The sequence below is a fragment of the Streptomyces sp. enrichment culture genome (genome assembly GCF_964273145.1).
Classification (GTDB): domain Bacteria; phylum Actinomycetota; class Actinomycetes; order Streptomycetales; family Streptomycetaceae; genus Streptomyces.
On record NZ_OZ186873.1, the window covers coordinates 5970833 to 5988949 of the forward strand.

Consider the following 18117-nt stretch of genomic DNA (forward strand, 5'->3'; position numbering starts at 1 on the left):
ATCAGTGCTGCCTTCCGTTGCCGTGGAGATCATGGGAGTCGTTCGTGCCGTGCGCTTCCGGAGCGTCGGGGAGCCTGCCGACGAGCGAGTCGAGGTGGTCGAGCCAGTCGGCCGCCGTGCGGACCGTCCATCCCGCGTCGGCGTAGGCCCGCTCGCGCCGGAGGGCCTCTTCGTCGTCCTCGCCGTGCGGTGCGGCGACGACGGCGATTCGGACGCCGGGGTCCTGCCAGGCGAAGTCGGCCGGCCAGCGGCGTTCCCCGAGTTCGAAGCCGAAGACGGGGGCGAGCTTGCCGTGTGCGGCGAGTTCGCGGGCGAGCCGGGTGAGCGCGGAATCCGGCTCGTCCTCCTCGAGCAGGGGGAGGATCTCCTCGTCCCAGGCGGCGTCGCGCAACAGCCGGGCGACGGCCCGCTCGGCCAGGGAGCCCCCGGCCTCCGCATCGGGCTCGGGCGCGACGGTGGCGGGTGCCTCCCGGGCCACCGTCGCCGTCGGTTCCTGCGGCCGGTGCAGGGCGACGAGCGAGTCGAGTTCGCCGATGCCGCCGGTGACGGCCAGCACGTCGACCGGGAAGGCGGACGCACGGCTGCCGGCCAGCTGGACGCCGTCCCCGCCGGCGAACGCGAGGAACTGCAGCAGGTTCGACCAGTAGAGCCAGGCACGCCAGCGCAGCTTGTGCGCGTCGGTGCCCAGGACCTCGTCCCGGTCGTCCAGCACGGCCAGGGCGCTCCACCGCACCGCCTCCGGCTCCTCGCCGTCGGTCGCGTCGACGGTGAAGAGCAGGGGCAGACCGGTCCGGTCGGCCGCCTGGAGCACCAGCACGGCCCCGTCGCCGGTGACGGGCTCCACGGACGGTTCGCGGCCCGCGCCGTACGCATCGAGTGCGGACCTCAGCGCCTGGCGTGCCTGGGCGCGGTCCGCCTGCATCGCCAGGGCGGCAGGCTCGGCCATGAGCCCGCCCACCAAGGCCCTGGCGCGGCGGCCCCACCGCTCCTTGGCCGGCTCGCGCAGGTAGGCGAGGAGCGTGTCGACGGGGTTGGCGAACACCGCCCCGGCGAGGTCGGCGCGCTCGCCGCCCATCTCCTCGTACCAGTCCTTGGCCGTGTCCTGCGCGCTGCGCGGGTACGGCGGCCAGACCGGCTCGGCCTTCGCGGCCTCGCCCTTCTCGAACAGCTCCAGGTCGTCCCAGGTGATCTGGAAGACGACGTGGTTCCTGCTCCGCAACTGGTTCCGCTTGTCGCAGTCCGCGGCGATCCGGTTGTGCGCGCGGGTGGCGTGGTAGCGGTGGCCGTCGAGGTAGACGGTGACGTACTCCTTGGGGCCGTCCGTGGACTCGAAGGTGAAGTCGGTGCGGGTGAACTCCATGTCCCGCTGCGCGGTGAGCCGCCAGCTGGCGCCCTGGCTGAAGCGCAGGTAGCCGCTGGCCGTGCTGCTCTCCTCCAGCACGGCGTCCCGTTCCCCGCCGGTCCAGGTGCGCAGGGCGGCCAGGAAACGGGCCTCCAGGTCGGACTCGACCTGCCGGTCCAGGCCGATCAGATCCGTGCTGGGCAGCTCCGTGACCTTCCACAGGTCGACGGGCCGGCCGTCCTCGTCGCGCACCGGCTCCCCGTCCTGGTCGACCGGTCCCAGCAGGTCGTTGATGATCTGCAGCGCCTCGAGGCGCGAGACGGTGTCCTGGTGCCGTTCCTCGGTGTAGCGGTGCAGGCAGCGGTGGCAGGCGAGCCGTCCCTCGTCGCGGCAGGGGCACTTCAGCAGTGCCCGCCGAGCGTCGGCGAGGGCCGCCCGGAAGTGGGCCGGGTCGGTGAGCCGGTGCAGGTAGCCGGTGCCGCCCGGCAGGCGGTCGAACAGCACCAGGAAGTGCCGCGTCTCACCGGTGGCCTGGTCGGGCATGCGCGCCAGGGTCGAGTCGAGGTGCTGCGGATCGCCGCCGAAGTGGTGGTCGACGCCCAACCGCAGGGCCGCCCGGAAGGAGTGGATCTTCTCGTCCACCAGGACGGTGGCGGCCGGCAACAGCACCCGCAGCGCCTCGGTGCGCAGCTGGTGGGCCAGCAGCACCGGCTCCTGCGGCACGTCCTGCGGCTTCCTCCCCCGGCGCAGCGGGCACCACGGCTGGTGGTGCTTGAGCTTGGGGTTGCGCGCCGCCGCGGAGTCCAGGGCGTCGGTGTCGTGGTCGAAGACGGGCCGCCCGTCGGCGGTCGCCGCACCGCAGCCCGTGCACACGTGGAACGGCGCCATCCGCACGCTGTGCCCGGCGAAGTCGTCCTCCGCCCTGGCGTCGAACCGCATCGGGCCGACGTTGACCCGCCGGATGACCGCCTTGCGGCAGAAATCGATGCCGAACGTCTGCGTCGCGTGCCGCCAGGAGGTCTTCGGCTCGATGTCCTGCGCCGCGATGTCGACCGCGTCGATCACCGTGTAATGGCGCTGCTCTCGGTCGTCCCTGTCGTCACCGATCCGGGCGTCCTCCCGCTTGTCCCGGGAGGTGACGACGGCGGGTTCGACGACCTTGTGCAGGCAGGAGCCGTCGTCCGCGATCCGGGCGCTGCCGCAGCGCGGGCACGGCGAGCGGTCCTCCTCCGCGTTCTCCGTGCGCACGTACCCGCACTCCTGGCAGAACCGCCACAGCCGCCAGTCGGGGTCGGTGGCGGTGCCGATCTCCAGGCCGGTGACCTGGTGCTTGTAGCCGTTGACGTAGAAGGTGTTGCCGGGCGCGAACTCGGACAGGGCGTAGCGGCGGGGCCGGTCGTAGGCGCGGGTTTTGGACTTGTACCGCTCCCGGCCGGTCTTCTCGTCGGCTCCCTCCGGCCAGTACAGCGTGGCGTTCAGGGTGGTCACCGTGTCGATGAGCGCGTAGTTCGGCAGCAGCCCGAGGTCGCACAGGGCCTGCTGGGCGGTGGTGAGCCCGAGCGACAGCAGCCGCTTGCCGACCGACCGGTGCTCGGCGTCCAGCTCGGCCTTCTGCCGGGCCTGCTCGTCGTCGCTGTCGTGCAGTTCGTCGCGCGCCTCGCCGATCATCCGTAGCCGGCGGCGCAGCACCTCCTCGCCGCGTCGCCACTGGCGTTCGGCCTCCTCCACCGCGCTGCGCAGCCCGCGGGTGGCGTAGTCGCGCAGCTCGCCGCGAGCCTGGTCGCTCACCCCGCCGGGGAACAACTCAAGGAACCCGCCGACCAGCTGGTCACCGCACCTGAGGGCGGCCTCGACCAGGTCGGCGAGGTAGCCCGAGGGCCCGAACAGCTCCGGCGCCCTGGCCGGGACCGCGGGCAGCGGTTTGCCGTCGGGGCGCGGCAGGCGTCCGCGGGCGGCCAGGTCCAGCAGGTGGGCCAGGTACTGGCGGCGCAGGATCTCGATCGCCGACAGGTGGCTGCCCGGCGGCACGATCCGGCCGGCGATCATCTCGCGCGGCTGGTCCAGGAAGTACAGGTCGCGGCGGCTGCGGTCGGGAATGGTCAGCAGGAACGCGTTGCCCGTGCGCCGCCCGGCCCGGCCCACCTGCTGGGCGTAGTTGGCGGGCCGGCGCGGCAGCGCGGCCAGCACGACGGCGGACAGGTCGCCGATGTCGATGCCCATTTCCAGGGTGGGCGTGCACGACAGCACGTTGGGGTCCTTGAACCCGGTGCCGTGCTTGAACGCCGCCTCGACCCGCTCCCGCTCCGGCCGGGTGAGCATGCCGGTGTGCTCGGCGGTGATCACCTGGTAGGTACCCGCCTTGCGGTACAGCCGCCGGTAGTAGTCGTCCCGGTAGTTCCGGTCCCGGTGGTGCACGCCCAGCTCCTCCGGGCGGTTCCCGGCGACCAGCTGGCCCCGGCGGCAGCGGTACGACGGGCACGGCTGCCCGTGCCACTGGTCCAGCAGCTCCGGGTGGACGGTCTGCTCCCAGAAGCAGACCGGGCAGCGCACGAAGGCCTCGTTGACGACGTCGTCGGCCAGGAGTCGCACGTCGATCGCCCCCGGCTGGAGCCCGTAGACGCGCAGGCTGCCGTCGGCCGGGGTGCGCACCGACAGCAGCCCGGCCGAGACCAGTTCGGGCAGCAGCCGGTTCCAGAACCCGGCGGTCTGCTCGCGGGGCAGGTCCAGGCAGCGCTGCGCCCAGCGCTCGTACCAGGACAGCCGTCCCGTCGCGAAGTCGAACTCGCTCCTGGCCTTGGGCTGGTCGAGCAGGAACACCGGGGCCGCGACGCCCCTGGGGAAGGCACGCATGCCGACCGGCCGCTTGCCCCAGATGAAGTACCGGCTGGTCCCGGCCTCCTTCAGATAGCCGTCCAGCCACTTGTGGCCGATCGCGCCCCGGGTGCGCAACCGCTCCAGGAAGATCCGCAGGAAGGCGAGGTAGCGGGCGTCGTCCTGCTCGACGGGCGGCAGCCCGCCGCGCCGGCCCTCCTCAGCCAGGTGCGCGGCCTTCACCACCGCGACCGCCGCCGCCACGTCCGCGACGCGCACCTGGGCCGCCGCCGTGCGGGTCAGCTCCAGGGTGCGGCCGTTGCGGGAGCGGAACCCGAACTCCATCAGGGCCTCGAACGCGAAACGCTCGCCGATCAGGTTCCACGTCTTGCGGTCGCCGCCGCGCCCCTGGCCGGACAGCAGCCGCTTCACGCCCTGGATGTCGTGCAGGTCGGTCGGTACGACGGCGGCGAGCGTCGTGCGGTCGGTGGTGGCCGCGACGACGTCCGCGATCAGGTCGTTGAGCGCGGTCGGCCGTTCCTCCGACAGGTGCTTCTTGAACAGGGCGCGCAGGGAGAAGGTGTACGAACGGGAGGCGACGAACCCGGCCCGGTGCGCGGCGTCCTGCACCGAGTCGTTGAACATCAGCGTCTTGTCCTCGCCCTGCTTCTCGTCGAGCTCGCCGCCCGTGAACAGCTGGGTGATGGAGGCCGCGGCGAGCGCCGCCGCGCCGGTGCCGAGGAAGCGGATCGCGTTGCGCGAGCCGCACGCCGGGCACCAGTCCTCCTCGGCCGCCGTGTTCGCGGTCTCGCCCAGGTTCACCAGGACGAAGGCGGAGTCGCCGGTGGCCGGGCGAGGGTCCCCGGTCGAGGGATCGTAGTCTCGGACGGGATCGGGCAGTCGCAGCCTCCGTTCCGGCCCGTCCAGCACGCGCAGCTGTCCGCCCCGCCCGGCGGAGAGCGCGGACGCGGCCCGCCCGCCGTCCGCGCCGCGCCCGGCCGACGCCATCGGCGCGGCACCCGAGCCCTCGCGGGCCTCGGCGTCCGTCGCCGCGATCAAGTTGCGCACCCGCATCTTGTCCTGGCTGACCGAGGCCCGCCGGATCTTGTGCGAGTCCACCTGGACGTGGGTGTCGTCCGTCTCCGGGGAGAACACCGCCCAGCCCGAACGCCCGCAGTCACGGCAGTAGACGGCGGGCAGGAACAGGTTCGCGGCCTGGCCCGCCGTCGCCGTGGTGACCGGCGCCGTCCGGGCGTGCCGGTCGCCCTGCCGGTCCGCCGCACCGGCCGCGTCCCACTGGAACTCCGCCTTCGGCCACGGCAGCACGCCGCGTACCAGGCGGGAGACCGACCGGGCCCACTGGTGCACCTCGATCTGCACCAGGGGCCGCGGACTCTTGGGCGTGGACTCCGGGTCGCGGGCGACGGCTAGCAGCGCGACGAAGCGGGCGAGAGCGGAGGCGGCGACCTCCGGCCGCTCGGTGATGGTCTTGCCCCACGACCGCGCGCCCTTGCGCCACATCAGGTCGAGCACTTCGCCGGTGGTGCGGACCTCGCCGTCGAGCGCCAGCATGACGGCGGAGGTGAGCGTCTGCCGCTTCAGGTTCCGGCCCAGCAGGAACGGGTCCGGATCGCGCGTGCCCGTCACCGTCTCGACGAGATCGGCGAACTCCTCCTCCCCGAGGGACGGATCGGGCAGCAGCGCCAGCTCATCGGGCGAGGGGTACGGCAGCGCCGGGTCGAAGTCGTCCGGCGGGAGGAACTCGTCGACGCTCTGCCGGTCCTCACCGATGATCGCGTCCTCGGTGAACTCGGTTCCGAAGACCTGCGTGGCGACGTCGAGGAGCCGGCGCACCCCCTCCCCGTCCGTGCCGGACGCCAGCGTCGCGGACGTGGCGACGGGGCAGATCCGCCCCAGCGGCCTCCCCGGCTCCGATGCCCCGACGGCGGCGGCCAGGCGCCGCAGCAGCATCGCCACGTCGGTGCCCTGGGCGCCGTCATAGGTGTGGAACTCGTCCACGACGACGTACCGGATGTCCGCGCCGTTCCACAGCGCGGCGTCCTGGGAGCGCTGGAGCAGCAGGTCCAGCATCTTGTAGTTGGTGATCAGGATGTCCGGCGGCGACAGCCACATGTCGGAACGGCGGGTGTAGACCCGGTCGTACGTCGTCTCCGCCTTGTCGCCGATGTACAGGCCGGCGCGGAGCTTGCCGAGGTCGGCGTCGTGCTCGCGCAGCAGGTCGTTGATGCGCTGCGCCTGGTCGGTGGCGAGCGCGTTCATCGGGTACAGGAACACGGCCTTGACGCCGTTGTTCCCGGCGTTGCGCTCGCGTGCGCAGTGGTCCAGGACGGGGTAGAGGAACGACTCCGTCTTGCCGGACCCGGTACCGGTCGTGACGAGCGTCGGCCGCGGGGTCCGCCCACCGGCCGACGACAGCCGCTCGAACGCCCTGGCTTGGTGGGCGTACGGGGTCCAGCCGTCCGTGCGCCGCCAGTCCAGCAGTTCCTTCCAGGAGTCGTCGGCCTGCGTGAACGGCGTCCGTATCCGCAGGAACGGCCCCCGGAACATCCCCGAGGTCTCGTCCCCGAGGAACCGGTGTAGCGACTCCCGGGCGCCCTCGTCGGTCAGCGCGTAGGTCGTCGACAGGTACTGGAGCAGGCTCTCCTTGAGCCCCTGCGCTTCGAGCGTCGGCCTCACGGCTCGGGCACCTCCTGCTTCACCGGGTCCCACTCACCCTGGGCGACGGCCTCGTCCAGCCGCTTCTGGAAGTAGGCGTGCGCCTCGCGCATCTCCTTCTCCCGGTCGGCCTTGTAGAAGGGGGCGGTGTAGCCGTCGGGGACGGGGTTGTTGTCGGGGTCCTTCCTGTACGCCTCGAACTGGGCCCAGGTTTCCTTGGTCTGCCGCTGGCCGATGGTGCGGGCGTTGCCGGCGAGCTTCCAGCCCTCGGCGTCGAACCAGGTCACGGCCTCGTACTTCTGCAGCACCGGGAAGCGACCGCGGTAGGCGGCGATCAGCGCGTCGGCGTCCATGCCGAGCCAGACGGCCACGAGGGCGTCGATCTCGACGAGGGCGGACCGGCGGGCGCGCTCGGTGCGAAGGGGGGTGTCGGGGCGCCAGTCGGGGGTGACGTCGTGGAGCGGTTGCAGGCCGGGCCAGGGGAGGGCCCAGGGTTCGTAGGCGGGCCAGGTGGGGTCGTACAGCTCGCGCCAGAGGTCGGCGTAGGCGGTGGTGAGACAGTTCAGGCGGAGGGTGCGCAGCAGTAGAGCGGGCGCGAGCGGGTGAGGATCGTCGGACGGAGCAGGGGTGGCTTTAGCACTCCGGCCAAGAAGGTCGCTGCGACCGGTGACCCGCAGGAAATAGTCGAGCGGGAGCGATGCCCAGAATCCCGCGACCAGCACCGTGTGGTGGTTGTCGGGCATTGCCAGGCTGTTCATGGCATGGATGTGAGTGGCCCCAGGCGGAAGTATCGCCGCGTACAATGCACGCTCAGTGTCGGGTGCGATCTGGCGACGCCAAGCCAGTCGGTAAAATGTTGCATAACGTCGCTTCGCCCGCTCGGTAAGCAGAGCATCAACCTTGGCCGGGGCAGCCTCTTCCGGAGCGACGTTTTCCGTCCGAGCGACTTCCTGGCGAGCGCGAGCCACCGCCTTCTTGTCCTTGCGGAGACGTTCCATGACACGATGATCGACCCAGCGGTCCTGGGCTTCGAGGTACGCCTGACTACGTCCCTTCGCTCGCACGTACTCCGTATCGGGCACGAAGTCAGCAGGAAGGGACATCAAGTCAGCGCCATACGGGTCATTGCTGCTGGCATCGTGGCGCTTAAAGATAGGGGTGGCAGCGCTGATCTGCGCGCCCTTGAGGATTACATGACGCCAGCGGACCGGCTGGTACTTCAGGCCGGTGACAGGATTTGGGCGGTTGTAGTCGATCAGGTTGTCCTTCTTTGCTCCACTCTCGTCGTAACCACGGGTCATCTGCGGCGTAAGCGCGCGCAGTCGCAGCGGATAATCCGCCAGTGCGTCGATCGCGCTAGCTTCTGCTGTGCTCACCGGAAATAGCAGGCGCGCCCGCTCGGTCGGTTCGTCCTCTTCGTCCAACAGGCGTTGCCAAACGGTAAGCAGATCTGTATCAACGTGGACGACTCGGGTCCGGTGCGGTCTCTCGTCGAACTCGCCATTACGGTAGCGAATGCCGGGTACCTCACCAGTGCCATCATGCTCAGCGGAGAACCGCAAAGCGTCGGCTGACACTAGCCAGGAAAGATGGTCGAAACCGATTTCTTGCTGACAGCCATACACGTGCACGCCGAAGTGCGTGGTATGTCCAACAGGCTTAGGGAAGAACCGCCAGACTGCATTGACGAAGTCGCCGTGAATACGGAGTCGCCGGTAGGCGGCTTCCCTCAGCGCACCCTCCTTATCGCCTGTGAAATGGGTGTCGGGGTGAACTAGTCCTGTCGTTCCCCTGGCCGACGCGTGATCCCATACCTGGCACATGAAGGCCCGGTACATGTCTGGCTGCGTGCCGGTCAGTAGGGGATAGACCTGCGAGGCCCCGAAAACCGCTACTTGCCCGGTGATGTTGGTCAGCTCACCCAGCACGTACTGGCGTGCCTTCGGGAGTCGCAGAAGCTCGACCCGCCGCTTCTCCTTCTCCGCCGTCGACGCCCGCTCCGTGAGCTCGAACCACGGCTCGTGCTCGGCCAGCACCGCCCCCTCGTTCCACCGGGGCCGTACCCACGGCGGATTACCCACCTGCAAGTCGAAGCCGCCGCCCTGCGCGAAGACCAATGCGAAGTCCAACTCCCAGTGCAGGAAGCCCTGTTCCTCCGCGATGTTGGTGACCACGTGCATCCAGGGGAAGCGGGTCTCCGGGTCCGCGAGGTCCATCCCCATCAAATGGGGGAGGTTCTTCTCGAAGTCCTTGAGCGCGTCCAGGTTGTCGAACTCGGTGACCAGGTTCTCCTCGTCGGGGTCGACCGTGCCCAGCAGGGCCTCCAGGAAGTCCAGCCAGTCGTCCAGCTCAACCAGCGGGATGGTGTTCCGCCAGGTCCGCCGCTTGGACTGCTTCGGTGCGTTGCGCCTGGACCGGCCGCCCGCCTCCACCGTCTGGAGGTCGATGAGCGGCTCCTCCTCCGCCAGGGCGGACACCAGGGACTCCTGCGTCGGCCCCGACGCGAACAGCATGGTCTGCTCAGTGAAGCGCGGACCGGGGATCATCGCCTTCGTGGGCTCGCCGTCCCCGTCCGGGGAAGCCGTTCCCGCCTCCCCGCCGACCAGCGGCACCCCCAACAGGTCACCCAGCGCGTCCGCGGAGGCCACCGCCGGTACCGTGTCGTCGTACACCCCGTCCGTGCCGTCCAGCAGGGACGCCTTGTCGGCCGGCCAGAACCACAGGGCGCACCAGGCGTCCATGACCTTCTTCAGGCGCCAGTACGGCGTCTCGGTCGCCAGGAACAGGTCGGCCATGACCTGCTCCTTCGGCACCGCGCCCGCCGCCGTGCGCAGGAAGCCGTACTCGGGGTCGTCCGGTGCCGCGCCCCACACGTCGATCTTCCGCGCGATCGCCGCCTCGGAGAGCTGCATGCGCTTGATGACGAGCGACCACAGGAACTCCGCCCGCTTGGCCGCGTCCCGCAGCCGGGTGAACTGCGAGGGCGCTTCCTTCCTCGGCCTGCCCGCCTTGTCCAGCTTGGGCGTGCCGTCCTTGTTCAGGTGCGCGGTGCTGCGCTTGGGGCGCTGGAGGATGCCCTTCTTCCAGGCGGCCAGCTGCGCCACCTGGTCCTTGGCGAGTTCCTTGGCCTCCTTGGAACCGGTCACCGCCGCCCACCCGGGGCTCGGCAGCAGGAACTGGTGCACCGCGTCCTCGGGCAGCGGCTGCTGCTCGCCGTCCTTGAGGAACGGCAGCGGCGTCGGCGCCAGGGTGTTCTTCGCCGCGAGCCAGGCCTTCGCCGGGGAGACGACGTCCTCGCCCGCGTACACCGCCCGCCGTCCGCCGATCAGCGAGTTGCCCCGCCGCAGGTGCAGCCCGAACCACGGCGCCCGCATGCCCGGGTGCATCGTGTTGAGCCACAGCGAGACCTCGGCCAGTTCCACGCCCGTGGCGTTCAGGTCGACGCCGTACGCGTTGTGCAGGGCGACGTACGCCTTGACCTTCTGCTTCTCCGTCAGCGCGTCCGCGGCCGGGACGGAGACGCCCAGCTCGTCCTGCCGGCGGCGCAGGTACTCCTCGGCGACCTGGTTGATCGCCTCGTTGAGGAACGCGCCGGAGCCCAGCGCGGGCTCGCAGATCTTGTACTTCAGCAGTTCCGAGGCCCGCGTCCGGACGACCTCGCCGTTCTCGTCGCGCTCCTGGTCGAGGAGGTGCTTCAGCGCCAGCTCGACGGTGACCTTGGTCAGGGACTCGGGGGTGTAGTACGAGGCGGACGTCTCGCGGTCGCGGCCCGCCAGCCGGTAGACGAACTCGCCCACCTTGTACTTCTTCGGCCCGCGCAGGCCCTTGACCGCGTCGTGCTCGTCGTACTCGACCCAGGTCTTCTCCGGGTACTCCTTCAGGCGGTGCGCGGGCACCAGCCACGAGCCCTTCTCCGGGTCACCACCCTTGGCGACCTCGCACAGCTCCTCCTCGGCGATGATGCCGGTGTACGACATCAGGCCCTCGTACACGGCGCCGAGCTGGTTGATGCCGAGGTTGCGGTAGGAGATGAAGCCGCCGCGCTCCCCGCGCCGCTTGGCCTTCTTCATGGTCAGCAGCCGCAGCACCTCGTGCAGGGCGCTGTTGCGCAGGCGCAGGTCCAGCCACTTCGGCTCGGCGTCCTCGTCGCTGCGCGGGTCGAGGACGCCCCGGCCGATGAGACGGATGGACTTCGGCTCGAAGAGCTCGCTGCGCAGCGGCTCGAAGCGCAGGCCGCGGTCCTCGCTGCGCCGCTTGGCCTTGAGCTTGCGGGTCTCCTCGTCGTCGTCCGGCAGGTCGTCGTCGGGTTCGGTGCCGTAGGGGCGGTGGCCGTGGTTGACCTTGTTGAACAGGACGTCGAGGGAGGCGAAGAGGTGGAAGCCCTTGCGGGCCTCCTCCTCGACGAGCTGCTCGTCGCGCTCGACGAGTTCCCGCAGTCGTGCCACCGAGTAGCCGGCCTCGTAGGTGCCGTCGTCGGCGGGCAGGATGCCCAGCTCCGGGCGGGCCTCGGCGTACAGCAGGAACAGGATGCGGTAGAGGTAGCGCAGCGATTCGCGGGTGAGTTCCTTGGCGAACGGCAGTTTCGGATCCTCGATCTGACGGGGCTCGACACCCGCCTCGTCCAGCCGGTCCAGGACCTCGTTGGCGATGATCTCGACCGAGCGCTGCAGTCCCTCGCGCAGTTCGCTGGAGACGCCGACCGCGTTGTCGCGGGAGGCCTTGATCAGGGCGTCGATGCCCGGTCCCTTGCCGTCCTCGGCGGGGGCGAGCATCTCGTGGCTGAACAGGGCCGCGATGGTGGCCAGTTCGCCGGTCTGCTTGCGGTCGTTGCGCTCCAACGCGGCGTCGAGGTTGACGGCCAGGAAGCGGCCCTCGTCCCACACCTGGCGGTCGGCCAGGACGAGGACGCCGCCGCACAACAGCAGCACGAAACGGGGCGGTTCCCCGCCGGGCTCACCCAGTTCGCTCCGGAAGAGCCAGGTGGCGAGGGACTCGCCGGTCTCGTAGACCTCGCTGCTGCTCACCCGCAGCGGGTGCAGCAGCCGGCCGGGGCCGTCCGCGTCCAGGGCGGTGTCGTTGCCGTCGGCCCAGCCGCACTCGACGGCCACGATGCCGTCGCCGTGCCAGGCCGTGGCCACGGTGTGCTCGCGTCCGGCGCGGTGGACGGTGAGCTCCCGGCGCTCGGGAGCGCCGGGAAAACCGAGGGCCGCGAGCACCTTGTCGTGCCAGGCATCGAGCCGCTCGCGCCAGTCGACGTCCTGGTAGGTGTTGAGGCGTGCTCCGGCGGAGGCGCTGTTCTCGTCGGCGTCGTCCTCGGCGTCCAGCTTGGCGCGCTCGGCGAAGAAGTTGCGGAACTCCTCCGACAGGTACGGGCCGCGCAGGGCGCGCACCCTCTCCCTGGGCGTGGGACGCGGGTCCTTCTCGTCGGTCTCGCGGCCGGTCCAGGCGGCGAGGAGGCCCTTCTTGAGGTCCTGGCCCAGCTGTTCGGCGAAGTAGTGCGCCGACAGGTACTCGCCGCGGTTGGAGAAGGAGTCGAAGTCGGTGCTCATCGGGTGGTCTCCCCAGCAGCGGAGGTGGACAGGGGCTGCAGGACGCAGAGCAGGCGCAGCATGGGCGCCCCGGAGGTCTTCAGCGACTTGATGAGCGTCTTGCGGCGGCTCGCCGTGAGGTTGATGCTGTTGCGGCCCTTCGCCGAGCGGGCGGAGGCGAACAGGGCGTCCTGCTGCCACCGCGTCACGCGCTTCTCGTACGGGGCGAGCATTTCGTCGATCCGCCGCGTGTACTCGGCCTCCCGCTCGCGCAGGTACCGCGCCGCCTCGTCGACCGCCCGGGGCACGAGCCGTTGCAGTGCCTCGCGCTCCTCCTCGGACACGGCGCGGCCAGGCATCTTCGGACCCACGCCGCACGCGTCGAGGAAGGCCGCGTCCATGCGTACGACGCGGGGAGCGTCGGGCAGGCCGACGACGGCCATCCATTCCACCACGGTGGGGCGGCCCAGCGCGTTGGAGTGGATGCCCTGCACCAGGTGGACCGGGCCGGTCAGCTCGTCCGGCAGACGGGGGTCCAGCTTGGCCGCGGCGTCGGCGTCGGGACGGCAGGCGAGGACGAACGCCTCGTCGTGGCGCAGGGACGCCAGGGCCTTGTCGGTCACCCACTCCAGCACGGGATGTACGTCCGAGACGTAACTGACATTAGGCCACTGGGTCTTGGACGACTCGCGGGCCGCCTTCAGCCGCTTCTCCCCGAGCCCCTTGTCGAAGGTGATCCGCAGCCGGCCGGGAGCCTTGCTGGTGGGCAGGATGTTTTGCTCGGTCAAGTACGACTTGGGCAGCGCCTTGAAGCGGTACTGGAGGTCGGCCGGCGGCTCGAAGGCGATGGTGCCGTCGTCCTCGTGGCGCAGCTTCAGCTCGTTGTCCGCCCCGGTGGGACAGATCTGGCGCAGGGCCTCCTCGAAGTAGGCGGAGGTGGAACGGAACAGGCTCGGGACGGTCGCGTACGCCACGTCGTCCTGGACCGGCTTGGCGCCGATGTTGCCCATCAGCTTCCGGAGCATCGACGGGGCGCCCCCGCTGGACCGCTTGATGGACTCCTCCACGGTGCGGCCGGCGAGCAGGTCGCGGGTGAGGCGGTTCTCCTCCTCCTGCGCCCGGTACAAGCCGGTGACCGCCTCCGCCGAGCCGTCGATCCGGTGCGCCTCCTCCTCGCGCCTGAGGAGCTTCGCGCCGACCAGCCGGTCGTCGAGAGGCAAGGCCTCGCCGGTCTCCGGGTCGCGGCGCCACTCCACGTCACTGGTGAGGACCAGGGCGCGGAACTGCGGCTTCTCCTTCTGCCCGTAGCGGTCGACACGGCCGTTGCGCTGCTCGATGCGGATCAGCGACCAGGGCAGGTCGTAGTGGACGAGCTGGTGGCACTCCTGGTGGAGGTTGACGCCCTCGGAGGCGACGTCACCCGTGAACAGGATGCGCACCGGGTCGTCGCGCAGCCCGAACTTCTCGACGATCCGCTTCTGCTCGTCCTCGTTGGTGGCCTCGCCGTGCATCACCTGCACGGCTCCGCCGTACACCAGCCAGGGCCGGTTCTTCCTCTCGCCCGCCTCGACGGAGCCGCTCTGCTGGAACCCGAGCCGGGCGGGCACGACCTCGGCCAGCCAGGTCAGCGTGGGGATGCGCTCGGAGAAGACGACGACGCGGGTGTCCGAACCCGGGCCGACGCCGATCTTCCTGAGCTGCTCGACCAGCGCGTCCAGCTTCGCGGAGTCCTCGTCCCCGATCTCGCCGGCCAGCCGCTCCAGCTCCACGATCGCCTCCCGCTCGATCTTGAGCGCGGCCTCGCGGGCGGCCAGGTCCTCGCCCTTCTTCACCTTCGCGGGCTTGGCCAGGTAGCGGCGCCGCGCCTCTAGTGACTTCTGGAGCGCCTTGTGCGAGGAGAGGAAGGCTTTGAGGAAGTTGTACGCGGCGAGTGGGTCGGCGCAGACCGAGGAGGCGGCCGGATCGCGCGGGATCCAGCGGGCGGCCAGCTCCTCGAAGACCGCGCGCTCCTTATCGGTGGCCTGCGCGGTGACCGGCTCGGACGGGCCGCGGTCGGCCCACACCCCCTTGAGGGAGTCCCGCACCTCCTTGTCCGTCTTGGTGCGCCGGATGTAGAGGTGGTCGAGGTCCTTCACGTCGTAGTCCGACGCGTTCGCGATCGCGGCCTCGTCCAGCATCCTGATCAGCTCGGCGAACGACTCGGCGTCGCCGTTGTGCGGGGTCGCCGAGGCGAGGATCAGCGCGTCGGTGCGGCGGGCCAGCAGACGGGCGAGGTCGTTGTTCTTCGTGCCCCGGTTGACCAGGTTGTGGGACTCGTCGATCACGACGGCGTCCCACTCGGTGGAGTCCAGGTGGTGGGCGTACACGTCGCTCTTGAGCGTGTCCACGGAGATGATCGCCCGCTTGAAGTACGCGAACGGGTTCCGTCCCGCGGGGATGTCCTGCTGGATGCGCTGGATGCCCGTGGAGTCGAGCCGGACGAGCGGAATGGAGAACCGGGTCCACAGCTCGCGCTGGAACTGCTCCAGGACGTGGGCCGGGGTGACCACGAGGATCCGCTCACCCCGCCCGCGCCGGATCAGCTCGGCCAGCAGGATGCCGATCTCCAGCGTCTTGCCGAGACCCACCACGTCCGCGATGAGCAGCCGTGGCTGCGGGTTCTTCATCGAGAGGGCGAGTTCGGCGGGCCGCAGCTGGTGGGTCTGCCTGTCCATGAGGAAGCTGTCGGCCAGCGCGAGCCCGTGCTCGGTCTGGGGCAGTGCCGTCTTGCGGATCACGGCCTCCAGGTAGAGGCGCGCCTTGCGGTGGTTGGGGGAGTCGTCGGGGACCAGCTCGGTCTTCCGTGGATCGAGCACCTGGATGTCGTCGAGCCGGCTGTAGAAGACGGCGTCGGTGCCCCGCACGAACGGGGAGACGCCGGTGACCTCCACCATCCAGCCGTCCCGGGCCGTGGGCGCGACCTTCCGGACGAGCCACTGCTCGTCGCGGACCCGGACCTGGGCACCCGGCGCGTAGGCGACCGCTCCGCCGCCCGGTCGCGCCACGTCCCCCGACGCGTCGAGGACGATCCCGTCCTCGCTCACCGCGTCGAGCACGTCCTGGCCGTCATCGTCCTCGGCAACGGTGGTCACGTGCTGCTCCATTTCCCGCCCTCGATCTTCCTGAGCCGCCGTCGTGCACGGCTCGTCCGCGTCCCTGCTGATCGCGTGCCACCGGCCCCGTGTCTCCCACGGCGCCACCGGAGGCCGGGCTCAGAGGCTTGGCTGTGCGGCGTACCGGGTCCGCAACTCCTCGGCCACGCGCAACGACGCGGGTGGCCGCCCCGGCTTGCGGGCCGTGGGCACGGGGACCTCGGCCGCCGGGCCGGGGGGTGCCGCGCTGCTCTCCGGGGGGTCGGACACGTCCGTGGCCTTGGTCTCCCCGGTTGCCTCGGCGGCGTCCTCCTCGTCCGGCTCCGGTGCGGCCGGGGGAGGGCTGTCCAGAGGGCTGTCCGCCTCGGCCTCGTCCAGCGTGACCGCCCGTTCGGCGGGCCGCTCCCACACGGCCGGCGGGTCGGCCCCGGGTGCCGCCGACGCCCCCTCTCCCGTCGCGGTGGCGTCGATCAGGGCGTGCCGGGCTTCCATGGGGGACAGGCCCGTGGTGGACAGCACATTCGTGCATCCGGCTATCACCGCGTCGAGAGAGGGCCGGTCGGCCGGGTCGTGCGCCAACATGGAGCCGATCAGTGGCGCCAGGGCCTCGGGGAGGCCACTCAGGTCCGGGGCGTGGTCGGGGTTGGCGACCTGCCCGACGATCGCCTCCCAGCGCGCCCCGTCGTAGGGGTAGTGCCCGGTGGCCGCGTACAGCAGGACCGTGCCGAGCCCGTACACGTCGGCGGACTCCTTGACCTTCGTCCGCCCCAGCGCCTGCTCGGGCGGCATGCAGCGCACGGTGCCGATGATCATTCCACTGTGGGACAGCGTGTCCTTGGAGGTGTCGAGGAACGCCCCGAGACCGAAGTCGATCAGGATGGGGCCGTACGCGCCCAGCATGACGTTCTGAGGCTTGAGGTCCCGGTGGAGCAGCCCCACCGCGTGAACCGCCTGGAGCCCTTCCGCGAGCAGGGCGCCGAGGCTCGCCACCAGGGGGACGGGCAGCGGGCCGTTCCCGTCCACGTACGTCAGCAGTGTCTGGCCCGGCACGTACTCCATGGCCAGCCAGGGCCGTTCCGCGTAGGGGTCGGCGTCCAGGAAGCGGGCCACCCGGTTTGTCCCCACCACCGTCCTGGCGATGAGCGCTTCCTTCTCGAAGCGCGCACGGGTGACCGGGTCCAGCCGGTCCGAGCGGATCAGCTTCACCGCGACCGGGTCGCCGGCGGGGGAGAAAGCCAGGTAGACCTCACCCATCCCCCCCGAGCCCAGCTCCCGCTCGACCACGTACCGGCCGATCTGCTCGGGCACCCCATTCAACAACCGTGCGTATCCTCTCGTGCACCGCATGTCCCCCCACGCGGCCTTCAGCAGGCCTACACCTTAGTCCTCAAAGGGGAGCGGGGGGACTCATCCCTCTCATCAACGTGCGAAAAGGCTCGCGCCTGTAAAGAGGGGAAGCGAGGTGGCCGGTGGCGGGCCGACGGACGCCGGGCCGCCACCGGAGGGGAAGTGGTGACACAGGCGGAGCGTCACGGCCCCGGGCACGGCGGATCAGGTCCAGTCCCGCTCCAGGCCCGCGACGAACCCGGACCATGCGCTCCGCGTGAACGTCAGCCGGGGGCCGCCGCGCTCCTTGGAGTCCCGTACGTGTAGCGCGGTCGCTTCGGCGGCGATCTCGACGCACGCCCCTCCTTCGCCGCTGCTGTGGCTGCTCTTGAACCAGTCCAGCCGTGCGGGCTGTTCAGTGTTCATCGGTCTCCCAGCATCTTCTCGATCAGGGCCAGTGACTCTCCTGGTGTGAGCGCCTGCGCCCTAATGCTGCCGTAGCGTGCGGCAAGGATACGCACCTCGTCCGGGTCTGTGATCAGACGGCTGACGTGCTGGACCTCCAGGTACGCCGCCTGCGGCTTGCCCTTCGGGGTGAGCAGGATGAAGGGCCCGCCCAAGCTGGGATGCTCCTTGCGTTCCGTCGGCAGCACTTGGAGCTCCACACTGCGTAGCTTGCCGAACTTCAGCAGCGCTTCCAGTTGTTCCCGATGAACGTCCCATCCGCCGAGCGGACGACGCAACACGGATTCCTCGATGGTGAAAGTGGTGAACGGCGGAGGCCAACGGTTGAAGATCTGCTGACGATCCAGTCGCGCAACTACCCGCTGTTCGACGGTCGCCTCGTCCAACAGCGGTTGGCGCGTGCTGAATACCACATGCGCGTGGGCCTCCGTCTGAAGGAGGCCCGGAATCGCGAGTGAGCTGTAATCGTGCAGCTCGACCGCCTCCGCCTCCAACCGTGCGTAATCCCGGAACCACTCCGGATGCTGCACCCGCCGCCGGGTCTTCGCCCGCTCCACGTCCTCCGCGGCCGACGCGAGCAGGCCGCCGCAGTCCAGCAACCGGTCCACCGCGACCAGCAGTTCGGGCTGGGGCGTCCGCCGGGCCCGCTCGACCGACGAGATCGTCTCCTCGCCGTACCCGATCCGGTCGCCCAGCTCCTTCTGGCTCAGCCCGGCCCGCTCCCGGGCGACTTTGATCTGCCGCCCCAGGGCCCGAAAGAGGTCCGCGACCTCGTCCGTACCGTCCGCCTCACCGCCAGTGGGGATCCCCGTGCCCGACTGTGCCGCCATGCCGTACC

The 18117-nt window shown here is 70.5% G+C and carries 6 protein-coding genes; all 6 read right to left on the reverse strand.

Annotated features, from left to right (window positions below):
- Position 1: 1 nt before the first annotated feature.
- The 6 genes from ACSU6Z_RS26505 to ACSU6Z_RS26530 all read right to left on the reverse strand — a co-directional run bounded on the left by ACSU6Z_RS26505 (position 2) and on the right by ACSU6Z_RS26530 (position 18109).
- Positions 2 to 6850 carry a DEAD/DEAH box helicase gene (locus tag ACSU6Z_RS26505; RefSeq protein WP_437049352.1) on the reverse strand — a complete coding sequence of 2283 codons (6849 nt, stop codon included), beginning with the start codon at positions 6848 to 6850 and terminating at the stop codon, positions 2 to 4.
- Complete coding sequence (locus ACSU6Z_RS26510) at positions 6847 to 12378, reverse strand: hypothetical protein (protein ID WP_437049354.1); 5532 nt, start codon at positions 12376 to 12378, stop codon at positions 6847 to 6849. The genes ACSU6Z_RS26505 and ACSU6Z_RS26510 overlap by 4 nt, the downstream gene beginning before the upstream one ends.
- On the reverse strand, positions 12375 to 15488 hold the full coding sequence (locus ACSU6Z_RS26515; RefSeq protein WP_437049356.1) for a DEAD/DEAH box helicase: 3114 nt from the start codon (positions 15486 to 15488) through the stop codon (positions 12375 to 12377). Before ACSU6Z_RS26515 ends, ACSU6Z_RS26510 begins: the two co-directional genes overlap by 4 nt.
- A 120-nt stretch (positions 15489 to 15608) precedes the next feature.
- Complete coding sequence (locus tag ACSU6Z_RS26520) at positions 15609 to 16796, reverse strand: serine/threonine-protein kinase (RefSeq protein ID WP_437049358.1); 1188 nt, start codon at positions 16794 to 16796, stop codon at positions 15609 to 15611.
- A 243-nt stretch (positions 16797 to 17039) separates the two neighbouring features.
- The gene (locus tag ACSU6Z_RS26525; protein WP_437049360.1) at positions 17040 to 17240 is read right to left on the reverse strand and encodes a DUF397 domain-containing protein; all 201 of its coding nucleotides are present in this window, start codon (positions 17238 to 17240) and stop codon (positions 17040 to 17042) included.
- Entirely contained in the window at positions 17237 to 18109 is an 873-nt protein-coding gene (locus ACSU6Z_RS26530; protein WP_437049361.1) for a helix-turn-helix domain-containing protein, read from the reverse strand. Before ACSU6Z_RS26530 ends, ACSU6Z_RS26525 begins: the two co-directional genes overlap by 4 nt.
- Positions 18110 to 18117 lie beyond the last annotated feature (8 nt).